General features: G+C 65.4%; 21 protein-coding genes. 12 read left to right on the top strand and 9 right to left on the bottom strand.

All coding sequences use genetic code 11. The annotated features are described in order from the left end of the window. Positions 1-9: 9 nt before the first annotated feature. From hpnC to H7F36_RS19445, 4 genes are read left to right on the top strand one after another with little or no spacing between them, the layout of a single operon-like run. A complete protein-coding gene (gene hpnC, locus H7F36_RS19430) occupies positions 10-939 on the top strand; it encodes a squalene synthase HpnC (protein ID WP_187055102.1) in 930 nt (309 codons plus the stop codon). Beyond that, positions 936-1775: a presqualene diphosphate synthase HpnD gene (gene hpnD / locus H7F36_RS19435; RefSeq protein WP_187052315.1), complete on the top strand. Its 840-nt coding sequence runs from the start codon at positions 936-938 to the stop codon at positions 1773-1775. The genes hpnC and hpnD overlap by 4 nt, the downstream gene beginning before the upstream one ends. A gap of 28 nt (positions 1776-1803) precedes the next feature. Beyond that, complete coding sequence (gene hpnE / locus H7F36_RS19440) at positions 1804-3126, top strand: hydroxysqualene dehydroxylase HpnE (protein WP_187052316.1); 1323 nt, start codon at positions 1804-1806, stop codon at positions 3124-3126. Continuing rightward, positions 3123-3422, top strand: coding sequence for a hypothetical protein (locus tag H7F36_RS19445; protein ID WP_187052317.1), 300 nt, complete (start codon positions 3123-3125; stop codon positions 3420-3422). The genes hpnE and H7F36_RS19445 overlap by 4 nt, the downstream gene beginning before the upstream one ends. Before the next feature lie 23 nt (positions 3423-3445). Here the strand turns inward: H7F36_RS19445 and H7F36_RS19450 are convergent, their stop codons facing one another. Next, a complete protein-coding gene (locus H7F36_RS19450; RefSeq protein ID WP_187052318.1) occupies positions 3446-4180 on the bottom strand; it encodes an HAD family hydrolase in 735 nt (244 codons plus the stop codon). Positions 4181-4195: 15 nt separating this feature from the next. Here H7F36_RS19450 and hemH point away from each other — a divergent pair, with 15 nt between their 5' ends. Beyond that, positions 4196-5248, top strand: a complete 1053-nt coding sequence (gene hemH, locus H7F36_RS19455; protein WP_187052319.1) for a ferrochelatase — start codon at positions 4196-4198, stop codon at positions 5246-5248. A gap of 9 nt (positions 5249-5257) precedes the next feature. Here the strand turns inward: hemH and H7F36_RS19460 are convergent, their stop codons facing one another. The 8 genes from H7F36_RS19460 to H7F36_RS19495 form a co-directional block, all read right to left on the bottom strand. Beyond that, positions 5258-5764: a DUF1993 family protein gene (locus tag H7F36_RS19460; protein WP_187052320.1), complete on the bottom strand. Its 507-nt coding sequence runs from the start codon at positions 5762-5764 to the stop codon at positions 5258-5260. 100 nt (positions 5765-5864) lie between these two features. Continuing rightward, positions 5865-6740: an alpha/beta fold hydrolase gene (locus H7F36_RS19465; RefSeq protein ID WP_261802406.1), complete on the bottom strand. Its 876-nt coding sequence runs from the start codon at positions 6738-6740 to the stop codon at positions 5865-5867. Next, complete coding sequence (locus H7F36_RS19470; protein WP_187052321.1) at positions 6737-7801, bottom strand: branched-chain amino acid ABC transporter permease; 1065 nt, start codon at positions 7799-7801, stop codon at positions 6737-6739. Before H7F36_RS19470 ends, H7F36_RS19465 begins: the two co-directional genes overlap by 4 nt. An 8-nt stretch (positions 7802-7809) precedes the next feature. After that, a complete protein-coding gene (locus H7F36_RS19475) occupies positions 7810-8796 on the bottom strand; it encodes a branched-chain amino acid ABC transporter permease (protein WP_187052322.1) in 987 nt (328 codons plus the stop codon). Beyond that, a complete protein-coding gene (locus tag H7F36_RS19480) occupies positions 8793-9530 on the bottom strand; it encodes an ABC transporter ATP-binding protein (protein ID WP_187052323.1) in 738 nt (245 codons plus the stop codon). The genes H7F36_RS19475 and H7F36_RS19480 overlap by 4 nt, the downstream gene beginning before the upstream one ends. Beyond that, positions 9527-10309 carry an ABC transporter ATP-binding protein gene (locus H7F36_RS19485; RefSeq protein ID WP_187052324.1) on the bottom strand — a complete coding sequence of 261 codons (783 nt, stop codon included), beginning with the start codon at positions 10307-10309 and terminating at the stop codon, positions 9527-9529. The genes H7F36_RS19480 and H7F36_RS19485 overlap by 4 nt, the downstream gene beginning before the upstream one ends. A gap of 8 nt (positions 10310-10317) precedes the next feature. Continuing rightward, complete coding sequence (locus H7F36_RS19490; protein ID WP_187052325.1) at positions 10318-11526, bottom strand: substrate-binding domain-containing protein; 1209 nt, start codon at positions 11524-11526, stop codon at positions 10318-10320. A 208-nt stretch (positions 11527-11734) separates the two neighbouring features. Continuing rightward, the gene (locus tag H7F36_RS19495; protein ID WP_187052326.1) at positions 11735-13294 is read right to left on the bottom strand and encodes a sigma-54 interaction domain-containing protein; all 1560 of its coding nucleotides are present in this window, start codon (positions 13292-13294) and stop codon (positions 11735-11737) included. Positions 13295-13429: 135 nt separating this feature from the next. Here H7F36_RS19495 and H7F36_RS19500 point away from each other — a divergent pair, with 135 nt between their 5' ends. From H7F36_RS19500 to H7F36_RS19530, 7 genes are all read left to right on the top strand, one after another. Then, the gene (locus H7F36_RS19500; RefSeq protein ID WP_187052327.1) at positions 13430-13681 is read left to right on the top strand and encodes a type II toxin-antitoxin system Phd/YefM family antitoxin; all 252 of its coding nucleotides are present in this window, start codon (positions 13430-13432) and stop codon (positions 13679-13681) included. A gap of 5 nt (positions 13682-13686) precedes the next feature. After that, positions 13687-14154 (top strand): putative toxin-antitoxin system toxin component, PIN family, encoded by a 468-nt coding sequence (locus H7F36_RS19505; protein ID WP_187052328.1) that lies wholly within the window; start codon positions 13687-13689, stop codon positions 14152-14154. Positions 14155-14191: 37 nt separating this feature from the next. After that, a complete protein-coding gene (locus H7F36_RS19510; protein ID WP_187052329.1) occupies positions 14192-14971 on the top strand; it encodes a CerR family C-terminal domain-containing protein in 780 nt (259 codons plus the stop codon). A gap of 107 nt (positions 14972-15078) precedes the next feature. After that, on the top strand, positions 15079-16563 hold the full coding sequence (locus H7F36_RS19515) for an efflux transporter outer membrane subunit (protein ID WP_261802407.1): 1485 nt from the start codon (positions 15079-15081) through the stop codon (positions 16561-16563). A gap of 8 nt (positions 16564-16571) precedes the next feature. Continuing rightward, positions 16572-17711 (top strand): efflux RND transporter periplasmic adaptor subunit, encoded by a 1140-nt coding sequence (locus H7F36_RS19520; RefSeq protein WP_261802408.1) that lies wholly within the window; start codon positions 16572-16574, stop codon positions 17709-17711. A gap of 12 nt (positions 17712-17723) precedes the next feature. After that, positions 17724-20831, top strand: coding sequence for an efflux RND transporter permease subunit (locus H7F36_RS19525; protein WP_187052331.1), 3108 nt, complete (start codon positions 17724-17726; stop codon positions 20829-20831). 102 nt (positions 20832-20933) lie between these two features. Then, entirely contained in the window at positions 20934-21302 is a 369-nt protein-coding gene (locus H7F36_RS19530; RefSeq protein WP_187052332.1) for a hypothetical protein, read from the top strand. Positions 21303-21333 lie beyond the last annotated feature (31 nt).

Below are 21333 nucleotides of genomic sequence, written 5' to 3' on the forward strand. Positions count from 1 at the left end.
CGGGACGGACTGCGACCGACGTGTGGCGACTCGCCGACAATCGCCGACGTGCCTGACCACTACGAAAATTTTCCGGTCGCGTCGTGGTTATGCCCGCCGCGCCTGCGCCCACCGATTGCTGCCATCTATGGGTTCGCCCGCACCGCCGACGACATCGCCGACGAGGGCGATGCGTCTGCCGATGAGCGGCTCGCCGACCTGAGGGCATTCCGCGCCGACCTGGCCGCCATTGCATCTGGACACGCTGCCTCGTCGCGCTGGCCCGGGGTGTTCGGACCGCTCGCAATTGCCTTGGCCCAGTTCGACTTGCCGGAATCGCTGCTGGCCGATCTGCTCTCTGCCTTCATGCAGGACATCGAGAAAACGCGCGATGGCGGCGCCTATGCCGACCGCGCCGAGCTGCTTGACTACTGCCGCCGCTCGGCCAATCCGGTGGGCCGGCTGCTGCTGCATCTTTACGGCATCGCCGACTCGGAATCGCTGCGCCGAAGCGACGCCATCTGCAGCGCACTGCAGCTCATTAATTTCTGGCAAGACCCGAGCGTCGATCTGCCGCGCGGACGCTTCTATCTGCCCCTGGCGGGTTGTGCGGCGCACGGGCTGGCGCGCGAAAGCTTCGACTCTTTCAGGCCGATGACTTCGGCCAAGCCACCACGGCAGGCCATCGCGCTGATGGCACAAGAAACCGCATGGGCACGCGAGCTGATGCAGCAAGGCGCACCGCTGGTGCATCGACTGTCCGGCCGCGCCGGCTGGGAACTGCGCCTCGTCGTGCAGGGCGGCCTGCGCATCCTCGACAAGATCGAGGCCATCGGCTTCGACACTTTTTCAGAGCGTCCGACCATCGGCAAAAGCGATGCGCCGCTGCTGGCCTGGCGAACCCTGTGGATGCGGAGACAATCGCAACCGATGAAAAAAGAAGAAGCATCCCCGCGATGACGCCCGAACAGTACGTCCAGGACAAGGCGGCTGCATCGGGCAGCAGCTTTTATTACGCCTTCCTCTTTCTGCCGAAGCCGCGTCGCGCCGCCATCACTGCGTTCTATTCGTTCTGCCGCGAGGTCGACGACGTGGTCGACGAAGTGACCGATCCCGGCGTCGCCGCCACCAAGCTCGCCTGGTGGCGCACCGAAGTCGCCCAGTCTTTTGCCGGCCAACCGCGGCACCCGGTCATGAAGGCGCTCATGCCGCATGCGGGCGCCTACGGCATCGAGGCGCGGCAGCTGCACGAAGTCGTCGACGGTTGCCAGATGGACCTCGACCAGACGCGGTACCTCGACTTCCCTGCCCTGCGCCTTTACTGCCACCGCGTGGCCGGCGTCGTCGGCGAGGTCGCGGCACGCATCTTTGGACAGACTGAGGACGCGACCACGCAGTACGCCCACAAGCTCGGCCTCGCTCTGCAGCTCACCAACATCATTCGCGATGTAGGCGAAGACGCATTGCGCGGCCGCATCTACCTGCCCGTGAACGAGTTGCAGCAGTTCGACGTCAAGGCGCACGAGGTGCTCAACCGCGTCCACTCCGAGCGCTTCGTCGCGCTGATGAAGTTTCAGGCCACGCGTGCCCATGCCGCCTACGACGAAGCGCTGACGCTGCTGCCCGCCGCCGACCGACGAACACAGAAGCCCGGCCTGATGATGGCGAGCATCTACCGCACGCTGCTGCGCGAGATCGAGAGCGACGACTTCCATGTGCTGAATCAGCGCGTGAGCCTGACACCTGTACGCAAGCTGTGGCTCGCGTGGCGCGTCCAGGCTTTGGGTCGCGTATGACCCGACGGCGCCGCATTGCTCCCTTTCCATGAGGGCAACCACCGTCGCCATCGTCGGCGCAGGTTGGTCGGGCCTCTCCGCCGCAGTGGCCGCCAGCCAAGCCGGCCACGATGTCACCATCTTCGAAGCAGCCCGCACGCTCGGCGGCCGCGCCCGCGCCGTCCAGGCCACCCTGGCCGACGGCCAAAACATAAACCTCGACAACGGCCAGCACATCCTCATCGGCGCCTACACCCAGACCTTGCGCTTGATGCGACAGGTCGGCATCGATGTCGACACCGCACTCCTGCGCACGCCGCTGACGATGGTCTTTCCTGACGGCATGGGCTTGCGCTTTCCCAAGTTGCCGGCACCGCTCGACGCGCTGATAGGCATCGTGAGCGCACGCGGCTGGTCGTGGCGCGACAAGCTGTCGCTGCTGCGTGTTGCCGCGGGATGGCAACGCACGAAGTTCGAGTGCGCGGCCGACCGCACGGTCGCCGATTTGTGCGGTGAACTTACGCACCGTGTACGGGCCGAGATGATCGACCCACTGTGCATCTCGGCGCTGAACACGGCAGCAGACGCGGCCAGCGGCCAAGTGTTCTTGCGCGTGCTGCGTGATGCGATGTTCGGGGTGAGCGGCGGATCGAATCTCTTGCTGCCACGTGTCGATCTGGGTGCGCTGTTTCCGGAAGCAGCGGCACGCTGGGTGGCAGCGCACGGCGGCCGCATCGCGCCGGGCTGCCGCGTGCAGGCGATCGTCCCGGCAGCGAGTGGCTGGCGGGTCGTCGGAGACGGCGACAAAGACAGGGCCGTCGTCGAGGATGCCAACGGCGAGTTCGATCACGTCGTGCTCGCATGCCCGCCCGGCGAGGCGGCACGGCTGGTCGAATCGAGCGGCGTTGTGCAAGCCGGAAGCTGGTCCGCCAACGCACGCGCCTTGCGATTCGAAGCCATCACGACGGTCTATCTCGAAGGCGGCCATAGGCTGCCCGAGCCGATGCTGGCACTGCGCTCGACGGCCGACGCACCCGCCCAGTTCGTCTTCGATCGCGCACGGACCGGTGGTCCGGACGGCTTATGGGCCATGGTCGTGAGCGCGAGTTCGACCGAGCGCGCGATGCTCGAATCGCAAGTCGTTGCCCAGGCCCGCGAGCAACTGGGTTGCGCCGATCCCAGAGTCGTGCTGACCGTGGTCGAAAAGCGCGCGACCTTCGCCTGCACGCCCGGGCTCGCGCGCCCTCCGATGTCAATAGCGCCCGGCCTCGACGCTTGCGGCGACTACATCGAAGGCCCTTATCCCGCCACGCTCGAAGGTGCGGTCATGAGCGGGCTGGCCGCAGCAGCAAAAAAAATGCCCTCGCCATGACACTGCAATACCTCGTCTTCGACTTCACGGAAGACACGGAAGGCATCGGCACTTTCGAAGCGATGGCGTCGACCACGTCAGCCGAGGCCGCTCAGGTCGAGGCTGAAATTGCGCAGGTGCTTGCATGGGCTGACGCCGTGTTCCCCCTTGGACGCGGCGAGTTGAGCGCCGGCGCCGACTGGGACTTCGATCTGCAGGAACCCGACGAAGGCGCAGCGCGGCGCACCTTCGTCGTCTCGATCAGCGGCACGGCAAGTTTTTGCGAAGCGGTTCGGGAACAGTTCGAACTCGACTGAAACCTGACGCTCGGACTGCGCGGCTACCCCGCTTCCAGCGCCACGCACAGCGCGTGCAAGTTCGGCACGATCAGCTGCGGCCTCGAATCGTGCTCCCAAGGTCGCTCGTCGCGCACCAGCCAGGCGGCCTGCATGCCGGCATTGAGTGCGCCGACCACGTCCAGCGCGGCGTCGTCGCCCACATGCAGCACGTCGCGCGGCAACAGGCCGACGGAAGCGGCAGCCGCACGAAAGATCGGCGCATGCGGCTTGCCGCTGCCGAACGCGCGCGCATTGAAGGCGGTGCGAAACCAGCGTCCGACACCGGTGAGGTGGATGTCGGCATTGCCGTTCGAAATCGCGACCAGCGGGTAGCGCTCGCTGAGCCACTTGAGGGCAGGCAGCGCATCGTCGTAGAGCTCCACGCGCTGGCGCTGCGCGAAGAAGGCATCGAAGGCCGGGTCGGCCAGGGCGGGGTCTTCACCGGCGCGCCGTAGCGCGGTGCGAATCGACTCGCGACGCAGTGCGCTCAGGTCATGCGCGAGGTCCGAACGTTCCTTGGCAGTGGCTTCGCGCAGCTCGCGCAGGATGCCGGGTGTGACCAGCAGCTCCGCAGTCTTCGGCGCCTCCTTGACGAGCCATGCATGAAGCACGCGCTCGGCGCGCTCGATGGCGGGCCACACGGGCCAGAGGGTGTCGTCCAGGTCGAGTGAAATCGCCGAAATGCGCTTCACATCGAGTGGGGCGGGAGCGACCGGGGCTGCAGCTTCTAAGGTCATGCGAGAGAATATCCCATGCCTTCCAGCCCTGCGCCGAGCCCGGTCTCCCCTGCCACATCCCCTGCCACATCCCCTGCCAGCGAGCGCACCGCCGTGCTCTGGTGCAACCTCGGCTCGCCCGACGAGCCCACCGCGCCAGCGGTGCGGCGCTACCTATCGCAGTTCCTGCACGACTACCGCGTGGTGGAAATCCCGCGTGCCATCTGGTGCCTCATCCTGCACGGGATCATCCTGCGCGTGCGGCCTGCCAAGTCGGCCGCCAAATACGCGAGCATCTGGTTGCCAGAAGGGTCACCGCTCAAGGTGTGGACGAAAAAGCAGGCCGTCATGCTGGCCGGCTGGCTCGGCGAACGCGGCCACCGCGTCACGGTGCGCGACGCGATGCGCTATGCCAATCCGTCGATCGCCTCGCAGCTCGATGCGCTGCAGGCCGAGGGCGTGACCCGCGTGCTGGTGATGCAGGCCTACCCGCAGTATTCGGCGACCACGACCGCCAGCGTGATCGATGCGGTGCAAGCGTGGACCCTGCGGCAGCGCCACATGCCGGAGTTTCGCTTCGTCAACCGTTACCACGACGACGCCGGCTACATCGATGCGCTGGCGCAAGGTGTCGAGCGCTACTGGCAGCTCAATGGCCGGGGCGATGTGCTGCTCATGAGCTTTCACGGCATCCCGGCACGCAATATCGCGCTGGGCGATCCGTACCAGGGGCAATGCCTCGAAACCGCGCGCCTGCTGGTGGCGCGACTGCAGCTCTCGCCGGCGCAGCATCGCGTGACCTTCCAGTCGCGCTTCGGCCGCGCGAAGTGGCTGGAGCCCTACACCGAGCCAACGTTGCGCGAGCTGGGCGCGGCCGGCACGAAGCGTGTCGATGTGATGTGCCCCGGCTTTCCGGCGGACTGCCTCGAGACGCTGGAAGAAATCGCGATGGAAGGCCGCGAGGCCTTCGTGCATGAAGGCGGCGGCGAGTTCCACTTCATTCCGTGCCTTAACGACAGCCCGGCGTGGATCACCGCGCTGGCCGACATCACCGAGCGCAACCTCGCTGGCTGGCCGACAAAGGCCTGACCGCAACGCTCAGGCGCGACCGAGGAAGTCGCGCTTGCCGATCGGCACGCCGTTGTGACGCAGGATGTCGTATGCGGTCGTGACGTGAAAAAAGAAGTTGGGCAGAGCGAAGTGCAGCAGGTACGACTGACCGGTAAATTCAAGGTCGACCGCGCCTGCCTTCATCGTGACGACGCGTTCTTCGCTGCCTTGAAAGGCTTCACGCGGCACGGTCTCCAGATAGGCGCGCGTATTGGCAAGGCGCGCACGCAGTTCGTCGAAGGTGGATTCGGTGTCGGCAAAGCTCGGTGCCGCCACGCCGCTCAGGCGCACCACGGCCAGCTTGCTGGCATCGCTCGCGCTCTGAATCTGGAACGACAACGGACGCATGTCTTCGGCCAGCTTCGCTTGGATCAACGTTGCCGGGTCGATGCCAGTGGCCTCAGCATGCGCAGCGCCCTTGTCGAGCAGGTGCGACAGCTGCTTGAGGTTGTGCATGAAAACGGTGACGGAAGCGTCGTACATCGTGAGGGCCATGGGAATCTCCTGGAGTCGCTTTTGCGGTATTGGCGCACTGAGTGCGTGGGGACGAGTCGACGCGTTGCGCGTGACCCGGGCAGCGATTGTGACCGCGTGCTCAGATTCCTGCCGAGCGCACGAAAGCCTCGATCGGCGCCAGATGCGAATCCACATTCAGCGCCGGCGCATGGCCGCAACCGGGCACCTCGATCACTTGCAATCGCCCGGCGGCGCCCGGCCCACGACCGCGCATTTCGTCTATGACCTCCGGCCGCACCAAGTCGGAATCGACACCGCGCAGCAGCAGCACCGGCGCCTCGATGGCGTCCCAATGCGGCCAGATGAGGTAGTCGTTCTCATGCGCTGTGAACTGCCGCACCATCGACGGGTCGTAGTGCGGCGTCACTCGGCCGTCGGGCAGGCGGCGCGTCGAAGTCTCGGTCAGGCGCAGCCACTGCGCATCGCTGAGCCATCCATAGAGTTTGTAGACGGTGCGAAAAAACGCTTCGAGTTCGGCGACGGTGTCGAAGGCTGGCGGGTCGCCGGCATAGGAGCGAATGCGGTCGATGGCCGACTGCGCAAGCCGTGGGGCGTTGTCGTTCAGCGTCAGGCTGGCAATGCGCTGCTTCATGCGCGGCACGGTCAGGCCGGATGCGCACACGGTGCCGATGGCGCCGCCCATCGAGGTACCGACCCAGTGGATGCGATCGAGCTTCAGCGCATTGCAGAACGCCTCGGCAAGTTGCGCATAGAAAGACAGCTGGTACTCGTCGTCCGGCACCGGGCTCCACTGGCTCAGGCCACGGCCGATGGTGTCGGGACACACCACCCTGAAACCCTTGCCAGCGAAGTGCGTCGCGAGCTCGTCCATGTCGCGGCCGGTGCGCGCAAGACCATGCCATGCGACCACGACCGGCGCGTCTTGCGAACCCCAATCCATCCAGTGGATTTCGCGGTCCAGAATATTGATGTAGCAAGAAGACGGCACGGTCATCGCAAGGCCCTGGCGCGCAGACGGCCGACGATGCCGGTCGGAAAGTAATACACCGACAACACGAACAGCACGCCCAGCCACAGCAGCCAGCGGTCAGGCGACAGCAACGCGGACAACCACGGCAAGCCGCTCGCCGCATCGCTGCCGAGCTTGAGCAAGTCCTGCAGATAGCTCTGTGCCACGACGAACAACGCCGCACCGATCACCGCCCCGTAGATGCTGCCCATACCGCCGATGACGACGATCAAAAGCACGTCGACCATGATCTCGAAACTGAGCGAAGTATCTGGTCCGTTGTAGCGCAGCCAGATCGCCAGCATCGCGCCCGCGAGCGTCGCGAACAGGGCCGACAGCACGGCAGCAGCAGTGCGATAGAGCACCACGCGATAGCCGATGGCTTCGGCCCGAAATTCGTTCTCGCGGATCGCTTGCAGCACACGGCCGAAGGGTGAGTTGACGATGCGCAGCAACGCCAGCACCAGCACGACGGCGACGACGAACAGCAGGTAGTAGCAGAGCAAGCGGCCGTCGAGCGAGACGCCCATGAACGGCTCGTCGGCGAACTCGAAGCTCGGCGAAATCAACTCGGGCAGCTTGAAGGTGAGGCCGTCTTCACCACCTGTGAAGTCCGACAACTGCGAGGCCAGCGTCTGAAACGCCGAGGCCACCGCGAGCGTGATCATGGCGAAGAAGATCGCCCGGACGCGCAGCGAGAACAAGCCGACGGCCAGTGCGAGCACCAGCGACACCGCGAGCGAAGCGCCGAGCCCGACCGCTACTGCGCCCCAGTTGGCACCGAGCCGCGTCGCCGCGATCGAGATGCCATACGCCCCGATGCCGAAGAACATCGTGTGCGCGAAGCTAACGATGCCGGTGTAGCCCAGCAGCAGATCGAAGCTCGCCACCAGCACGATGAACACCAGCACCTTGGCCGCCACGCTCAGCGCCTTGACACCGGGGAAGATGAAGGGCGCGAAGGCCAGGCCGAGCAACAGCGCAACCAGCAGCACCGCCAGCACGCGACTGCGTGGCATGTCGTTGGAGAGAAGGCGTTTCAACATTGCCGGCCTCATCGATTCGCCACCGGATAGACGCCCTGCGGCCGCCACAGCAACACGCCGACCATCAGCAGGATGTTGGAGAACAGCGCCACCTTCGGCGCCAGAAATCCGCTGTAGTTGGCCATCAGCCCGACCATCAACGCACCGATGAGCGCACCACCGGTCGAGCCCAGCCCGCCGATGATGATCACGATGAAGATGAGCACGTTGACCTGCGCGCCGATCTGCGGCACCACGCTCTGCTGGAACATGCCCCACATCACGCCGCCCAGTCCAGCCAGCGCGCTGCCGACCACGAACACGCCAATGAAGAGGCGCCGGATCCGGTAGCCCAGCGATTCGACCATCTCGCGGTCTTGCACGCCGGCGCGGATCAAGAGGCCGATCTTCGTGCGCGACAGCGTCCACGCCAGCGCGAGGAAAACGACCAGACCGATCGCAACCGCCAGCAGCCGGTATTTTTCGATCGAAGCGCCGAGCCAGAACACCGTGCCCTGCAACGCCGCGGGTGGCAGCAGCGGAATCTGCTGCGGCCCCCACACCACCTTGATCAGCTCTTCGCCGATGATCATGCCGCCCATGGTGATGAGGATCTGCTTCAGGTGCTGGCCGTACACCGGCCGCACGATGAAGCGCTCGAACACCACGCCCAGCGCGCCGGCCGCGAGCATCGCGAGCAGCAGCGCCGGCAGCAGCGCGACGAGATTGCGGCCGAGCGAGTCGACACTGGTCCAGTCCTGCATGCCGCCGAGTACCGTCGTTGCGACATAGGCACCGAGCGCGATGAACACGCCGTGACCGAAGTTGAGCACGTCCATCAGTCCGAACACCAGCGTGAGCCCCGACGCGATGATGAAGATGATCATCCCCATCGCCAGGCCAGCGATGGTGAGCGTGAGCCAGGTCGATGCAGTACCGACCAGCGGCAAGGCGAGGAGCGCCAGCACTGGCACGAGCAGCAACGGCTTCCAGTCGAAGTCGAGATTGAACTTCACAGCGCCAATCCCAGCAGCGACTGCTGCAAAGCAGTGTCTGCAGAGAACTCGGCCATTGATCCGGCGTGCACCACACGGCCGTCGTCCATCACCGCCACGCTGTCGCCCAGGCGCTGCGCGAAGTGGATGTTCTGCTCGACCAGCAGCACCGTCACGCCGCTCGCCTTGAGCTGTGCAAAGGCGTCGATCATGTTGTTGACGATGGCCGGCGCAAGCCCCTTGCTCGGCTCGTCGACGATGAGCAGTTCACGCGGCTCGACGATGGCGCGCGACACCGCGAGCATCTGCTTTTGGCCGCCCGACAGCTTGCCGGCGGGGTGATTCCAGAACTTCTCGACCGCTGGGAACAGCTTGAAGATCCATTCGAGCCGGACCGTGTCGATGTCCGATGCGCGCTTTGCGCTGCGTGCCGCGAGCACCATGTTTTCTTTCACCGTCAGGTCCGAGAAGATGCCCATCGTTTCAGGAACGTAGGCGATGCCGAGCTCGGCGATTTGAGGTGTCGACAGGTGCGTGATGTCTTGACCATCGCCCTGCCCCGCGCCAAAGCGCACCGTACCTTGCGAGGCCTGCCACAGTCCCATGATGGTTCGCAGCGTCGTCGTCTTGCCCGCCCCATTGCGGCCGAGCAGCATCGTGAGCTGGCCGCGCGGCACCACGAGGTCGACGCCGTGGAGGATGTGGTACGCGCCGATATGCGTGTGCACGCCCTTCAGTTCGAGCAGATTGGTCATGCGGCCTCTTTCACGGCGGCCGAACTTGCAGCAACACCAAGGTACGCCTCCTGCACGATCGGCGATGCGATCACTTCAGCCGGCTCTCCATCCGCCACCAGCGTGCCGTTGTGCAGCACGATGATGCGGTCGGCCAGCTCGCGCACCACGTCCATCTTGTGCTCGACCAGCAGGATCGTCTTGCGCTTGTCCTGCTTGAGCTTGCGGATCAAATCCAGGATGACCGGCGCTTCGGCCGCGTTCATGCCGGCAGTGGGTTCGTCGAACATGAAGACCTTGGGTTCGAGTGCCATCAGCAACGCGACTTCGAGCTTGCGCTGGTCGCCGTGCGGCAGGCTGGACACCGCCGCATGCTCCTTGCACTTGAGCGCCACGTCGGCCAGGATCTGGTCGGCGCGATCGGTCAGATCTTTGTGATCGCTCCAGATGCTCCACAGGTTGAAGCCGCGCCGATGCGCGCCTTCGCGAGCAGCCTGCACCGCGAGCCGGACGTTTTCGAGCACGCTCAGATGGGGAAACAGATTGGTCAACTGAAACGCCCTGCCAAGGCCGGCACGCGTGCGCTCCGAAGGCGACAGGCCGGAGAGCGCTCGGCCATCGAGCGAGACCGTGCCGGCGCTCGCTTTGAGCTGCCCGGAGATCAGGTTGAAGTAGGTCGTCTTGCCCGCACCGTTGGGGCCGACGATGGCAGTCAACGTACCCGGCGCAAAGGCGCAGGACACAGCGTTGACAGCCACGTGACCGCCGAAGCGGATGGTCAGATTTTTCGTTTCGAGCAAGAGCCGACTCAGCGCTTGTTCTTGATGGGGATGTTCATCTCTTCAGGCTTGATCTCGTGCACCAGCTCCGGCACGCCCCAGGCAAACGCCGGGTCGACCTTGATCTTGAACTGGTACATCGACTGCATCGCCTGATGGTCTTCCTTGCGGAAAGTCATCGTGCCCTTGGGCGTCTCGAAGCTCATGCCTTCCATGGTGCTGATGAGCTTGTTGGTGCCGGTGTCGCCGCCCGTCTTCTTCAGCGCGGTGACGATGGCCGTGGCCGCCGCGAAGCCGCCGGCTGTGAAGAAGTCAGGCGGCGCCTTGTACTTCTTGTAGTGGTTGGCGACCAGCCATTCGTTGGTCGCGTTCTTCGGGATGCCGAAGTAGTAGTAGATCGAGCCTTCCATGCCCGGGAACGGCTTGTAGTTGACCAGCGCCGGCAGGATGTTGCCGCCGCCCGCGATCTCGATGCCGGCGCTCTTCAAGCCCAAGTCCGACACCTTGAACGAATTGGCCGCGCCGGCCCACACGATGTAGACCACCTTGCGGCCCGACACGCCCTTGAATTTTTCAAGCACGCGTTGCGCAGCTGCGGTGAAGTCGGTGGTCGCTGGTGGCAGGTATTCCTCGCCCACGATCTTGGCCTTCTTGATGGCTTCCTTGAAGGCGGTCTGGCCATCGCGCCCGAACGCGTTGTCTTGCGCCATCAGCACGATCGACGTGCCTTCCTTGTCTTGCGCGACCGCGTTGCTGATGGCGTCTTGCGAGCTGTTGCGCGCAGTGCGGAAGATGTACTTGTTCCACTTGTCGCCGGTGATCGAATCGGCCACAGCGGGCTCGACAACCAGGATCTTTTTGTATTCCTCTGCGACAGGCAGCATCGCCAGCGCAGCGCCCGACGACGAGGTGCCGACGGCGAGGTCGGCCTTGTCGTCGCTGTATGCCGTGGCGAGCAAAGACTTGGCGACGTCGGGCTTGCCCTGGTCGTCTTTTTCCATCACGACCAGCTTGCGGCCGTTGACCATCATCGTGCCGCCGGTCGCGTATTCGAGGCCCAGGTTGAAGCCGATCGCGGTCTGCTTGCCATAGGCTTCGAGCGGACCGGTGTTGCTGTAGATGTGGGCAATGCGGATGTCCTTGCCGGATTGCGCGAAGGCCGGGGTGTGACCCAGCATGGCGAGCGTGCCGATGGCGCCAAAGGCGGCCGCGAGCGCGACGGTGTTGCGACGATTCATCTTTTGTCTCCGTGGAATGATGACTGAATATTGCACAGTTCATGCCAGCTAGGAAACGCATGTTTACACGGGGCGTTCATTTGCAAAGTGCGACTTTCGTGCGATGCACAGACAGCCGTTTTGCCTGTATTTCATACAACTGCCTGATCTGTGGTCAGGGTTTTCCAGCAGCTTCCTTCCCGCAGTGCCTGTTCGGCCTGTGGGGCAATCAGCGGTCTTCGGTGGCACCCGGCATGCGGTCGTACAGCGTGGCGCGCGAGATGCCGAGCAACCGTGACGCTGCCAGCTTGTTGCCACCGGTGCTCGCCATCGCTGCCGCGATCGCGCGCTGCTCGAGTTCGGCGATCTGTTCCGACAGCGGCCGCAACAAGCGCGTGCCGTCGACATCGTCGTCAGCCTGCAATGGCACCTCAGGCGTCGCTATCTTTTCAACACCCGTTTCGGCCAGCACGCGCTTGATCTCGGCCGCGTCGATGCGCGTCGAATCGCTGCGCATCGCGACCTGTTCCAGCACGTTGCGCAGCTCGCGGATGTTGCCGCGCCAGTGCTGCGCGGCCAGCAGCGCCAGCGCATCGGGCAGCAATTCCGGAGGCGCCTCGCCACTTCGCTGCGCCATGTCGTCGCCCAGTGCTTCGACCAGCGCCGGGATGTCTCCGCGCCTGTCGCGCAACGGCGGCACGCGCAACGGCAAGACGTTGAGCCGGTAGTAAAGGTCTTCGCGAAAACGCCCCTCTCGCACCAGCGCAGCCAGGTCGCGCGAGGTGGCGGCGATCACCCGCGCATCGAACGCGATCAGCTTGTTGGAACCCAGCGGTTCGATCTCGCCTTCTTGCAGCGCGCGCAGCAGCTTGGCCTGCAAGCCGAGCGGCATGTCGCCGATCTCGTCGAGGAACAGCGTGCCGCCGTCGGCCAACTTGAACTTGCCCTCGCGCCCCTTGCGGTCAGCGCCAGTGAACGCGCCCGGGGCAAAGCCGAAGAACTCCGCTTCGAGCAGCGTGTCGGGCACGGCCGCGATGTTGAGGCTGACGAACGGCCCTTGCGCACGCGCCGACGCCGCATGGATGGCGTGCGCCAGCAGTTCCTTGCCCGTACCCGTCTCGCCGAGCAACAGCACCGGGCTCGATGACTGGGCGGCGCGCCGCGCATGCCGCTTGATGTCGACGGCTGCCGGACTGCTGCCGATGAAGCTCGCGAACGTGTGCTTGGCGCGGCGCTGGCCATCGGTACCGGCCTGCTTCCACAGCGGATGGTTGCGCTGCGTCGCCAGCTCGCGTCGCGCGTCGTCGAGGTCGCGCTGCAGCAAGGCGAACTTGCTGATGAGCGGCTGCAGCGTCGTCTCCGGCTGGTCGAACAGCACGATGCCGATCGCGCCGATCACATCGCCCAGGACATAACCCGCATCGCCCTCGCGCTCCTCGTGCAGCGGTATGCGGCTGACGACGAAAGTGCCCGCCTTGTTGGTCAGCAGGTCGATGAGGATCGGTTGCCCGGTTTCCAACACCTGCCGCATCTGCGTGTTGGGGATGACGTCTTCGACCATCTGCCCCAGAAACTGGTCGACCGACGCGAAGCCGAGCGCCGGCAGAAAGCGCTTGTAGCCCTCGTTCACCCAAACGATGCGCCCGCTCCGGTCGACCAGGAACATGCCCTGGCTGATGCTGGAGAAGAGGTGGAACATCGACCGCGCTGCCAGGGCGAGGATGGCGTTGGCGTCTAGGGGGAGCGTGGGTGGGGTGGCTGAAGCGGCAGGGGCTGGAGGGGCGGGCATTGCGGGATCGTAGCGAGACAGTGGCTGCGCTACGCCTGAAGTTCATGCGGGCATCAAAAGCAGAACATCGAATGATTTGACCAATCGAACGATTCAACTAAATTGTCCTATTCGACGTCACGCTGAGAGCGCCCTATGCAAACCTTTACCGCCAACGAAGCCAAGACCCGATTCGGGGAATTCCTCGATCGCGCGCAGCGTGCGCCTGTGGGTGTGCTCAAACATGACCGCATGGTGGGCGTGATGGTCAGCGTGCAGGATTTCGAGGCCATGCGAGCGTTTTATGCCGACCGCCTGCTGCGCACAATGGACGAAGCCGCCGTAGCGGCGGAGCGCGCGGGGCTGACGCCAGAAACGCTGGCGAAACTGCTGGCCGACAAGAGCTAACCGGCGTGCGAACGCCGGGCATTCGCGTTGTCATCGACACCAATGTCTGGATCAGTGGCCTGACCAGTTTGGCGGGCGCCCCTGCTCAAATCACTCGCAAGGTCATCCGCCACTGTCAGCCGGTGTTTTCAGAAGCAACTTTCGACGAACTCAAAGACCGCCTGTGGCGACCGAAGTTCGATCGCTACATTTCGATGGACCAGCGCCACGCCTTGCTGGCCGATCTGGACGCGGTGGCGCACTGGGTAAAAGTCAAGCCCGAGATCGCCGCAGAGGCCTTATGTCGCGATGTCGACGACGACAAGTTTCTTCACGCAGCACTGGCTGCCCAGCCTGCTTGGCTGGTGACCGGCGACAAAGACCTGCTGGTACTGGCGCAAGACATGGCACCCGCTAATGTCACCATCGTTTCTCCGGCGGATGCGCTGGCCAGCAGCCTGCTACGGGCAAGCGCGCCTTTTGCACATAGATAAATCAATCGATTGATCTATATGTTAAAACCCGGCGTTCATGAGCGCCCCGACCCACCAAGCCCTTTCCGCCCGCGTCCAGCGCAGTGACGGCGCCGAAGCCCGCGCGCGCATCCTCTACGCGGCCCTCGCGCTCTTCGCTGCCAAAGGGTTCGCCAAGACCTCGACCCGCGAGATCGCCCTGGCGGCCGGCGCCAACATCGCCGCCATCAGCTACTACTTCGGCGACAAGGCTGGCCTCTATGCGGCCACCTTCACCGAGCCGATGGGCGGCAATGCGGGCGACCTGATCGCGCTGATCGACGTGCCGGGCCTATCGATAGAGCAGACATTGCGCATCTTCATGACCGCGTATGTCGAACCACTCAAACACGGCGAGACCGTGCGGCAGTGCATGCGACTGCACCTGCGCGAAATGATCGAACCGACCACGCAGTGGCCGACCGAGTTCGACCGCGACATCAAGGGACCGCACGACGCGTTGGTACGCGTGCTGGGCCGTCATCTGCAGCTCACGCAGCCAGACGACGACGTACACCGGCTCGCGCTGGCGGTGAGCGGCCTCGCGATGCAGCTCTTCGTGATGCAGGACATCATCGATGCGCTTGCACCCTCGCTGCTCGACACGCCGCAACACATCGACACATGGTCCGACAGGCTGGTCACTTTCGCCATCGCGATGGTCGACGCCGAGACGCAGCGACGCACGGATGCGCGTCGTGCCGAATCTCTTGCGCACCCTCCCGCGCAAGCACCTTCCCATTTGAAAAAGCGGGCGCCATCCAAGCGCATCGCGCTCAAACCACAGCCTGCCCGATGAGACCGAACACTCGACCCGATACGCCAGGTAGCGCGGCCGCAAGCCTGCCAATGGGTCTGCCCGCTCTGTCCCTGACTCTGCTGCTGACACTGACAGGCTGCGGCCTCATGCGCCCGCCTGCGCAAGTTGCCGCTCCCACGCCCGCGCAGTGGAATGCGCCCATGCCGCACGGCGGGTCGACCATCGCCCTCGCCGACTGGTGGCGCCAACTCGACGATCCGCTGCTGGTCGAGCTGATCGAAGCCGCCGAGGCCGCCAGCCCCAACCTCGCGAGTGCGGCAGCACGCGTGGCAGAGGCGCGGTCGACGCGCATCGCAGCCGGTGCCGTGTTGCTGCCGAGCCTGGACGGCAGCCTGACCGGCACGCGAAGCAACAGCGCATTCGGCAGCAGCGGTGTCGGCACGACCGGCGCCGCTGGCAGCACGGCGACCACCGGGACGACGGGCGCGGCGACCAGCTCCGCGCCCAGCGCTTCCGGTGCGAGCCCCGCAATCACCACGCTGCAAGCGAGCCTGCAGTCGCGTTGGGAGGTCGACCTGTTCGGCCGCCTGCGTGCCGACCGTGACGCCGCGGTGCAGCGCGACGAAAGCGCGACGGCCAAATGGCACGACGCGCGCGTATCGGTCGCAGCCGAGACGGCCAACGCGTACTTCGCAGAGCGCAGCTGCCGGCTGCAGTTGACCGTCGCTGAAAACGACGCGCGCTCGCGCAGCGAGACGGCGCGGCTCACCGACCTGTCGGCGCGCGCAGGCTTCACTGCGCCGGCCGATGCGGCACTGGCCCGCGCCAGCGCGTCCGACAGCTCGGCGCGGCTCACGCAGCAACGTGCGACGTGCGCCGTGCAACGCAAGGCGCTGGTAGCGCTTAGCGGCATCGACGAGCGCGCGCTCGAGCCGCGTCTGGCCGCAGCGCCGGTACGACTCGCGCTGCCCGCGATCCAGCCGGTCTTGAGCGTGCCAGCCGAGGCATTGGCACAGCGGCCCGACGTGTATGCGTCGGAGCTGGCCGTCGCAGCGGCAAGTGCGGATGTCGGTTCGGCCGAGGCCGAGCGTTATCCCAAACTCACGCTGTCGGGCTCGATCGGCCGCGTGCGCTACGCCACGTCGGGCTTCAGCGAAGCCTTGAACACCTGGACCTTGGGCCCTGCCACGCTCACCGTTCCACTGCTGGACGGCGGCGCACGCGTGGCCAATGCCGATGCCACGCGTGCGCGGTATGCCGAGGCGGTCTCGCAATACCGCGCCAACGTGCGGACGGCCGTGCGCGAGGTCGAAGAAGCACTGGTCAACCTCGACGCGACCAGCGCGCGCACCAGCGACGCAGACAGCGCGGTGCAGAACTACCAGGTCTCTTTCAACGCCACGCAGGCGCGTTATGACAGCGGCCTGGCCAGCCTGTTCGAACTCGAAGACGCGCGCCGCACGCTGTTCACTGCGCAGACAGCACGCGTTTCTCTGCAGCGCGAGCGCACCGAAGCCTGGGTGTCGCTCTATCGCTCGCTGGGCGGTGGCTGGACGCGCGCCTCGACCACCGCACCCAGCGCCGCATCGGCTCCGGCTCCATCCTCCAATGCCATGGCGGCGTCGTCATGAGAAAAACAATGAAACGCTCGACCCTTATCACCCTCATCGTGTTGGCACTCGTGGTCGTCGGCGGTGCCGCGTTCATGTTGATGCGGGGCAAAACCGGCACGGACGCAAAGAGCAAAGCAGCGGCGCCGAAGCCATCGCTCAGCGTGACCGTAGCGAAGCCCGAATCGAGCGAACTCACGATGACGCTGGCCGCCAACGGCAGCGTCGCCGCATGGCAGGAGGCCAGCGTCGGCTCGGAGTCGAACGGATTGCGGCTTGCGGAAGTGCGAGTGAACGTGGGCGACATCGTCAAGAAGGGTCAGGTACTCGCGACCTTCTCTCCGGAAACAGTCAATGCCGACGTGGCGCAATCCCGTGCAGCATTGGCCGAAGCGCGCGCCACCGCCGCCGACGCTGCCGGCAACGCTGCGCGCGCCCGCACGCTGGAGCAAACCGGCGCGCTCAGCCAGCAGCAGATCAACCAGTACCGCACCACCGCCGAGACCGCCAAGGCCAAGGTCGAAGCGGCTGAAGCAGCGCTCGCGGTGCAACAGGTTCGCAAGGGCAACACGCAGGTGCTGGCGCCCGACGACGGCGTGATTTCGGCGCGTACGGCGACGGTCGGCGGCGTGGTGTCGGCCGGCGCCGAGCTCTTCAAGATGATCCGCCAGGGGCGGCTCGAGTGGCGCGCCGAAGTCACTTCCGCCGAGCTGGGCCGCATCGCGGTCGGCACGCCGGTCACAGTCATCAGCGCGAGTGGCGCACAGGTGCCGGGCAAGGTGCGCGCGGTGGCGCCGACGGTCGATCCGCAAACGCGCAACGCGCTCGTGTACGTCGACATTCCCAACGTGCTGCACAACACAGGCATCAAGGCGGGGATGTTCGCGCGCGGCGATTTCCTGCTGGGGCGCAGCAGCGCGACGACCGTGCCGCAAGCGTCCATCGTGCCGCGCGACGGCTTCAACTATTTGCTGCTGCTGCAACCGGACAATCGGGTGTCGCAGCTCAAGATCGAAACCGGTCGCCGCGTCGGTGATCGAGTGGAGGTCACGACCGCACTGCCGGCCGATGCCAGGGTTGTGGTGCAAGGCGCGGGCTTCTTGAACGACGGCGATCTGGTTCGGGTGGTGGATGCCACGACCCCCGTCACGCCGTCTGCGGCCAGGTAAGGAACGCTGGCCATGAACGTTTCCGCCTGGTCCATCCGCAATCCGATTCCCGCGGTGATGCTGTTCGTGCTGCTCACCTTTGGCGGCCTGTTGTCCTTCAACGCGATGAAGGTGCAGAACTTTCCCGACATCGATCTGCCGACGGTCACCGTGTCGGCAGCGTTGCCGGGCGCATCGCCGTCGCAGCTTGAAACCGACGTCGCGCGCAAGCTGGAAAACGCCATCGCGACGATCACCGGCCTGAAGCACATCACGACCAAGGTGCAAGACGGCGCGGCCACGCTCATCATCGAGTTCCGCCTCGAAAAACCGGTGCAGGAAGCCGTCGACGATGTGCGCTCGGCGGTGCAGCGCGTGCGTGCCGACCTGCCCGCCGACGTGCGCGATCCGGTCGTCACCAAGCTCGACCTGGCCGGGCAACCGGTGCTGGCCTTCACGATCGCATCGAGCAAGCTCGACCCCGAAGCATTGAGCTGGTTCGTCGACAACGACGTGACGAAGAAGTTGCTGGCTTTGCCGGGTGTCGGTGCGGTCAACCGCGTGGGCGGCGTGACGCGGCAGGTCAACGTCGACCTCGATCCTGCCAAGCTGCAGGCGCTCGGCGCCAGCGCAGCCGACATCTCGCGCCAGTTGCGCCAGGTGCAGACAGAAAGCGCCGGTGGCCGTACCGACCTGGGCGGCAGCGAGCAACCGGTCCGCACATTGGCCACGGTGCAGAGTGCGAGCGAGCTGGGCAGCCTGCAGATCGCGCTGTCCGACGGTCGCCGCATCCGGCTCGACCAGGTCGCGCGCGTGATCGACGGTATCGCCGAGCCGCGCGCTGCCGCGCTGCTCGACGGCAAGCCGGTGGTCGGCTTCGAGGTGGCGCGCAGCCGTGGCGCCAGCGAAGTGGAGGTCGGCGCCGCGGTTCAGAAGGCGTTGACCGAACTGCGCACCCAACACCCCGACATCCAGCTCAACGAAGCCTTCAACTTCGTCGAGCCGGTCAAGGATGAATACGAAGGCTCGCTGCACCTGCTGTACGAAGGGGCCATCCTGGCCGTGATCGTGGTGTGGCTCTTTCTGCGCGACTGGCGCGCCACGCTGGTGTCGGCAGTGGCATTGCCGATGTCGGTGATCCCGGCGTTCATCGGCATGCACCTGCTGGGCTTTTCGGTCAACGTGATTTCTTTGTTGGCGCTGTCGCTGGTGATCGGCATCCTGGTCGACGATGCCATCGTCGAGGTCGAGAACATCGTGCGGCATTTGCGCATGGGCAAGAGCCCGTACGACGCGGCGATGGAGGCGGCCGACGAGATCGGGCTGGCCGTGATCGCCACCACCTTCACGCTCATCGCGGTGTTTTTGCCGACCGCTTTCATGAGCGGTGTCGCAGGCAAGTTCTTCAAGCAGTTCGGCTGGACCGCAGCGCTCGCCGTCTTCGCATCGTTGGTCGTCGCACGCGTACTGACACCCATGATGGCGGCCTACCTGCTCAAGCCGATCGTGACGGCCGAAAAAGAAGCTCGCTGGCTCACGATCTACATGCGCACCGCCGAGTGGTGCATGAAGAACCGCTTCAAGACGATGGCGCTGGCAACGCTCTTCTTCTTCGGCTCGATCGCGATGATTCCGCTGCTCAAGACCGGCTTCATTCCGCCGGACGACAACTCGCAGACGCAGGTCTACATCTCGCTCGCGCCTGGCGCCACGCTGGCAACGACCACCGTGATGGCCGAAGAAACGCGACGCCGCGTGATGGCGATCGAGCACGTGAAGAGTGTCTACACCACCATCGGCGGCGGCAGCGCGGGCGGCGACCCGTTCGCCAGCTTCGGAACACCCGAAACGCGCAAGGCGACGCTGACGATCAAGCTCGACGAACGCGGCGACCGGCCGCGCAAGCAGGTCATCGAGAACCAGATTCGCAACGCGCTCGAAACGCTGCCCGGTGTGCGCAGCACGGTCGGGCTCGGCGGCTCGGGCGAGAAGTACATCCTGGCGTTGAGCGGCGACGACCCGGCCGCACTGACGACTGCAGCGCGGGCAGTCGAGCGCGACCTGCGCACCATTCCGGGCCTCGGCAACATCACATCGACCGCGAGCTTGATCCGACCCGAAATCTCGGTGCGGCCCGATTTCGCTCGCGCCGCCGACCTCGGCGTGACCAGCGCGGCCATCGGCGAGACGCTGCGCGTGGCCACGCTGGGCGACTACGACGTGTCGCTGCCCAAGCTGAACCTGGCGCAGCGGCAGGTGCCCATCGTCGTCAAGCTGGAAGACTCGGCCCGACAGAACCTGGCGCTTCTGGAGCGGCTGTCGGTGCCGAGCGCGCGCGGACCGGTGATGCTCGGCCAGGTCGCCAACCTCACGGTGGAAGGCGGCCCTGCCGTCATCGACCGCTACGACCGCTCGCGCAACGTCAACTTCGAGATCGAACTGTCGGGCGTGGGGCTGGGCGATGCGAAAGAAGCGACGATGAAGCTGCCGTCGATTCGCAACCTGCCGCCCGGCGTGCGCGTGACCGAAGTTGGCGACGCCGAGGTCATGACCGAGTTGTTCGCCAGCTTCGGCCTGGCGATGCTGACGGGCGTGCTGTGCATCTACATCGTGCTGGTGCTGCTGTTCAAGGACTTCCTGCATCCGGTGACGATCTTGTGCGCTCTGCCCCTGGCACTCGGTGGCGCCTTCGTCGGCTTGCTCATCGGGCAGAAAGCGCTGTCGATGCCCTCGTTGATCGGGTTGATCATGCTGATGGGCGTGGCGACGAAGAACTCGATCCTGCTGGTGGAGTACGCCATCGTCGCGCGACGTGGTCATGACGGAAGCGACGGCCGGCCAGCCGTTGCCGGCATGAGCCGCTGGGACGCGCTGCGCGATGCATGCCACAAGCGGGCGCGGCCGATCATCATGACCACCATCGCGATGGGCGCCGGCATGCTGCCGATCGCAGTCGGCTTCGGCGCGGCGGATTCGAGCTTTCGGTCGCCGATGGCGATCGCGGTGATCGGGGGACTCATCACCTCGACGGTGTTGAGCTTGCTCGTGGTGCCTGCCGTGTTCACCTACATCGACGACATCGAGCAATGGCTGAAGCGGACGGCGAGGCGTCTGCGCGGGCACCCGCCCGATCCAAGGTAAACGCGCGCACTTTGCCTACTCGCGAATGCAGCGCCTTCGCACTCGGCTGGTTCCGATCGTCCTGCACTGTCCAGTTTTTGAAGACTGGAAGTGGGTCAATAGATGAATCGTCAGCATGTTCGCAACGGCCTGTCTGCCATCGTCGCGCTGGGCGCGCTCGCTGCGTCGGGCGCCTGGGCCCAATCGACCGACGCCGTAGCGCAAGAGCGCTACCAACGAGCTCTCGCGGTGTGCAACGACGGCAGCTTGCCCGCGCCCGAGCGCAACAGCTGTGTGCGCATGGCCGGTCGGCAATTGGACCGCACGAATGGCGGGCCCCCGGTCGATACGCCGACTGCCACCCCCGACGGCCGGGCTACGGTGGTAGCGCCGGCCGGCTCGACGCCGCCGAGTGACGCCGACACCACCACGTCGCGTGACGGGCGGGCCACCATCGTCGCGCCATCGGACGGCACCGCGACGCCGCGCTAGTTTTTCGAGTTGGGTATCGATAAGAGGACTG

The sequence above is a fragment of the Variovorax sp. PAMC28562 genome (genome assembly GCF_014303735.1).
In the GTDB taxonomy this organism is placed as follows: domain Bacteria; phylum Pseudomonadota; class Gammaproteobacteria; order Burkholderiales; family Burkholderiaceae_C; genus Variovorax.

Coding starts and splice junctions, on each gene's coding strand:
- hpnD (WP_187052315.1), top strand. CDS start 936: ATGACGCCCGAACAGTACGTCCAGGACAAGGCGGCTGCATCGGGCAGC.
- hpnE (WP_187052316.1), top strand. CDS start 1,804: ATGAGGGCAACCACCGTCGCCATCGTCGGCGCAGGTTGGTCGGGCCTC.
- H7F36_RS19445 (WP_187052317.1), top strand. CDS start 3,123: ATGACACTGCAATACCTCGTCTTCGACTTCACGGAAGACACGGAAGGC.
- H7F36_RS19450 (WP_187052318.1), bottom strand. CDS start 4,180: ATGACCTTAGAAGCTGCAGCCCCGGTCGCTCCCGCCCCACTCGATGTG.
- hemH (WP_187052319.1), top strand. CDS start 4,196: ATGCCTTCCAGCCCTGCGCCGAGCCCGGTCTCCCCTGCCACATCCCCT.
- H7F36_RS19460 (WP_187052320.1), bottom strand. CDS start 5,764: ATGGCCCTCACGATGTACGACGCTTCCGTCACCGTTTTCATGCACAAC.
- H7F36_RS19465 (WP_261802406.1), bottom strand. CDS start 6,740: ATGACCGTGCCGTCTTCTTGCTACATCAATATTCTGGACCGCGAAATC.
- H7F36_RS19470 (WP_187052321.1), bottom strand. CDS start 7,801: ATGTTGAAACGCCTTCTCTCCAACGACATGCCACGCAGTCGCGTGCTG.
- H7F36_RS19480 (WP_187052323.1), bottom strand. CDS start 9,530: ATGACCAATCTGCTCGAACTGAAGGGCGTGCACACGCATATCGGCGCG.
- H7F36_RS19490 (WP_187052325.1), bottom strand. CDS start 11,526: ATGAATCGTCGCAACACCGTCGCGCTCGCGGCCGCCTTTGGCGCCATC.
- H7F36_RS19495 (WP_187052326.1), bottom strand. CDS start 13,294: ATGCCCGCCCCTCCAGCCCCTGCCGCTTCAGCCACCCCACCCACGCTC.
- H7F36_RS19500 (WP_187052327.1), top strand. CDS start 13,430: ATGCAAACCTTTACCGCCAACGAAGCCAAGACCCGATTCGGGGAATTC.
- H7F36_RS19510 (WP_187052329.1), top strand. CDS start 14,192: ATGAGCGCCCCGACCCACCAAGCCCTTTCCGCCCGCGTCCAGCGCAGT.
- H7F36_RS19515 (WP_261802407.1), top strand. CDS start 15,079: ATGCGCCCGCCTGCGCAAGTTGCCGCTCCCACGCCCGCGCAGTGGAAT.
- H7F36_RS19520 (WP_261802408.1), top strand. CDS start 16,572: ATGAAACGCTCGACCCTTATCACCCTCATCGTGTTGGCACTCGTGGTC.
- H7F36_RS19525 (WP_187052331.1), top strand. CDS start 17,724: ATGAACGTTTCCGCCTGGTCCATCCGCAATCCGATTCCCGCGGTGATG.
- H7F36_RS19530 (WP_187052332.1), top strand. CDS start 20,934: ATGAATCGTCAGCATGTTCGCAACGGCCTGTCTGCCATCGTCGCGCTG.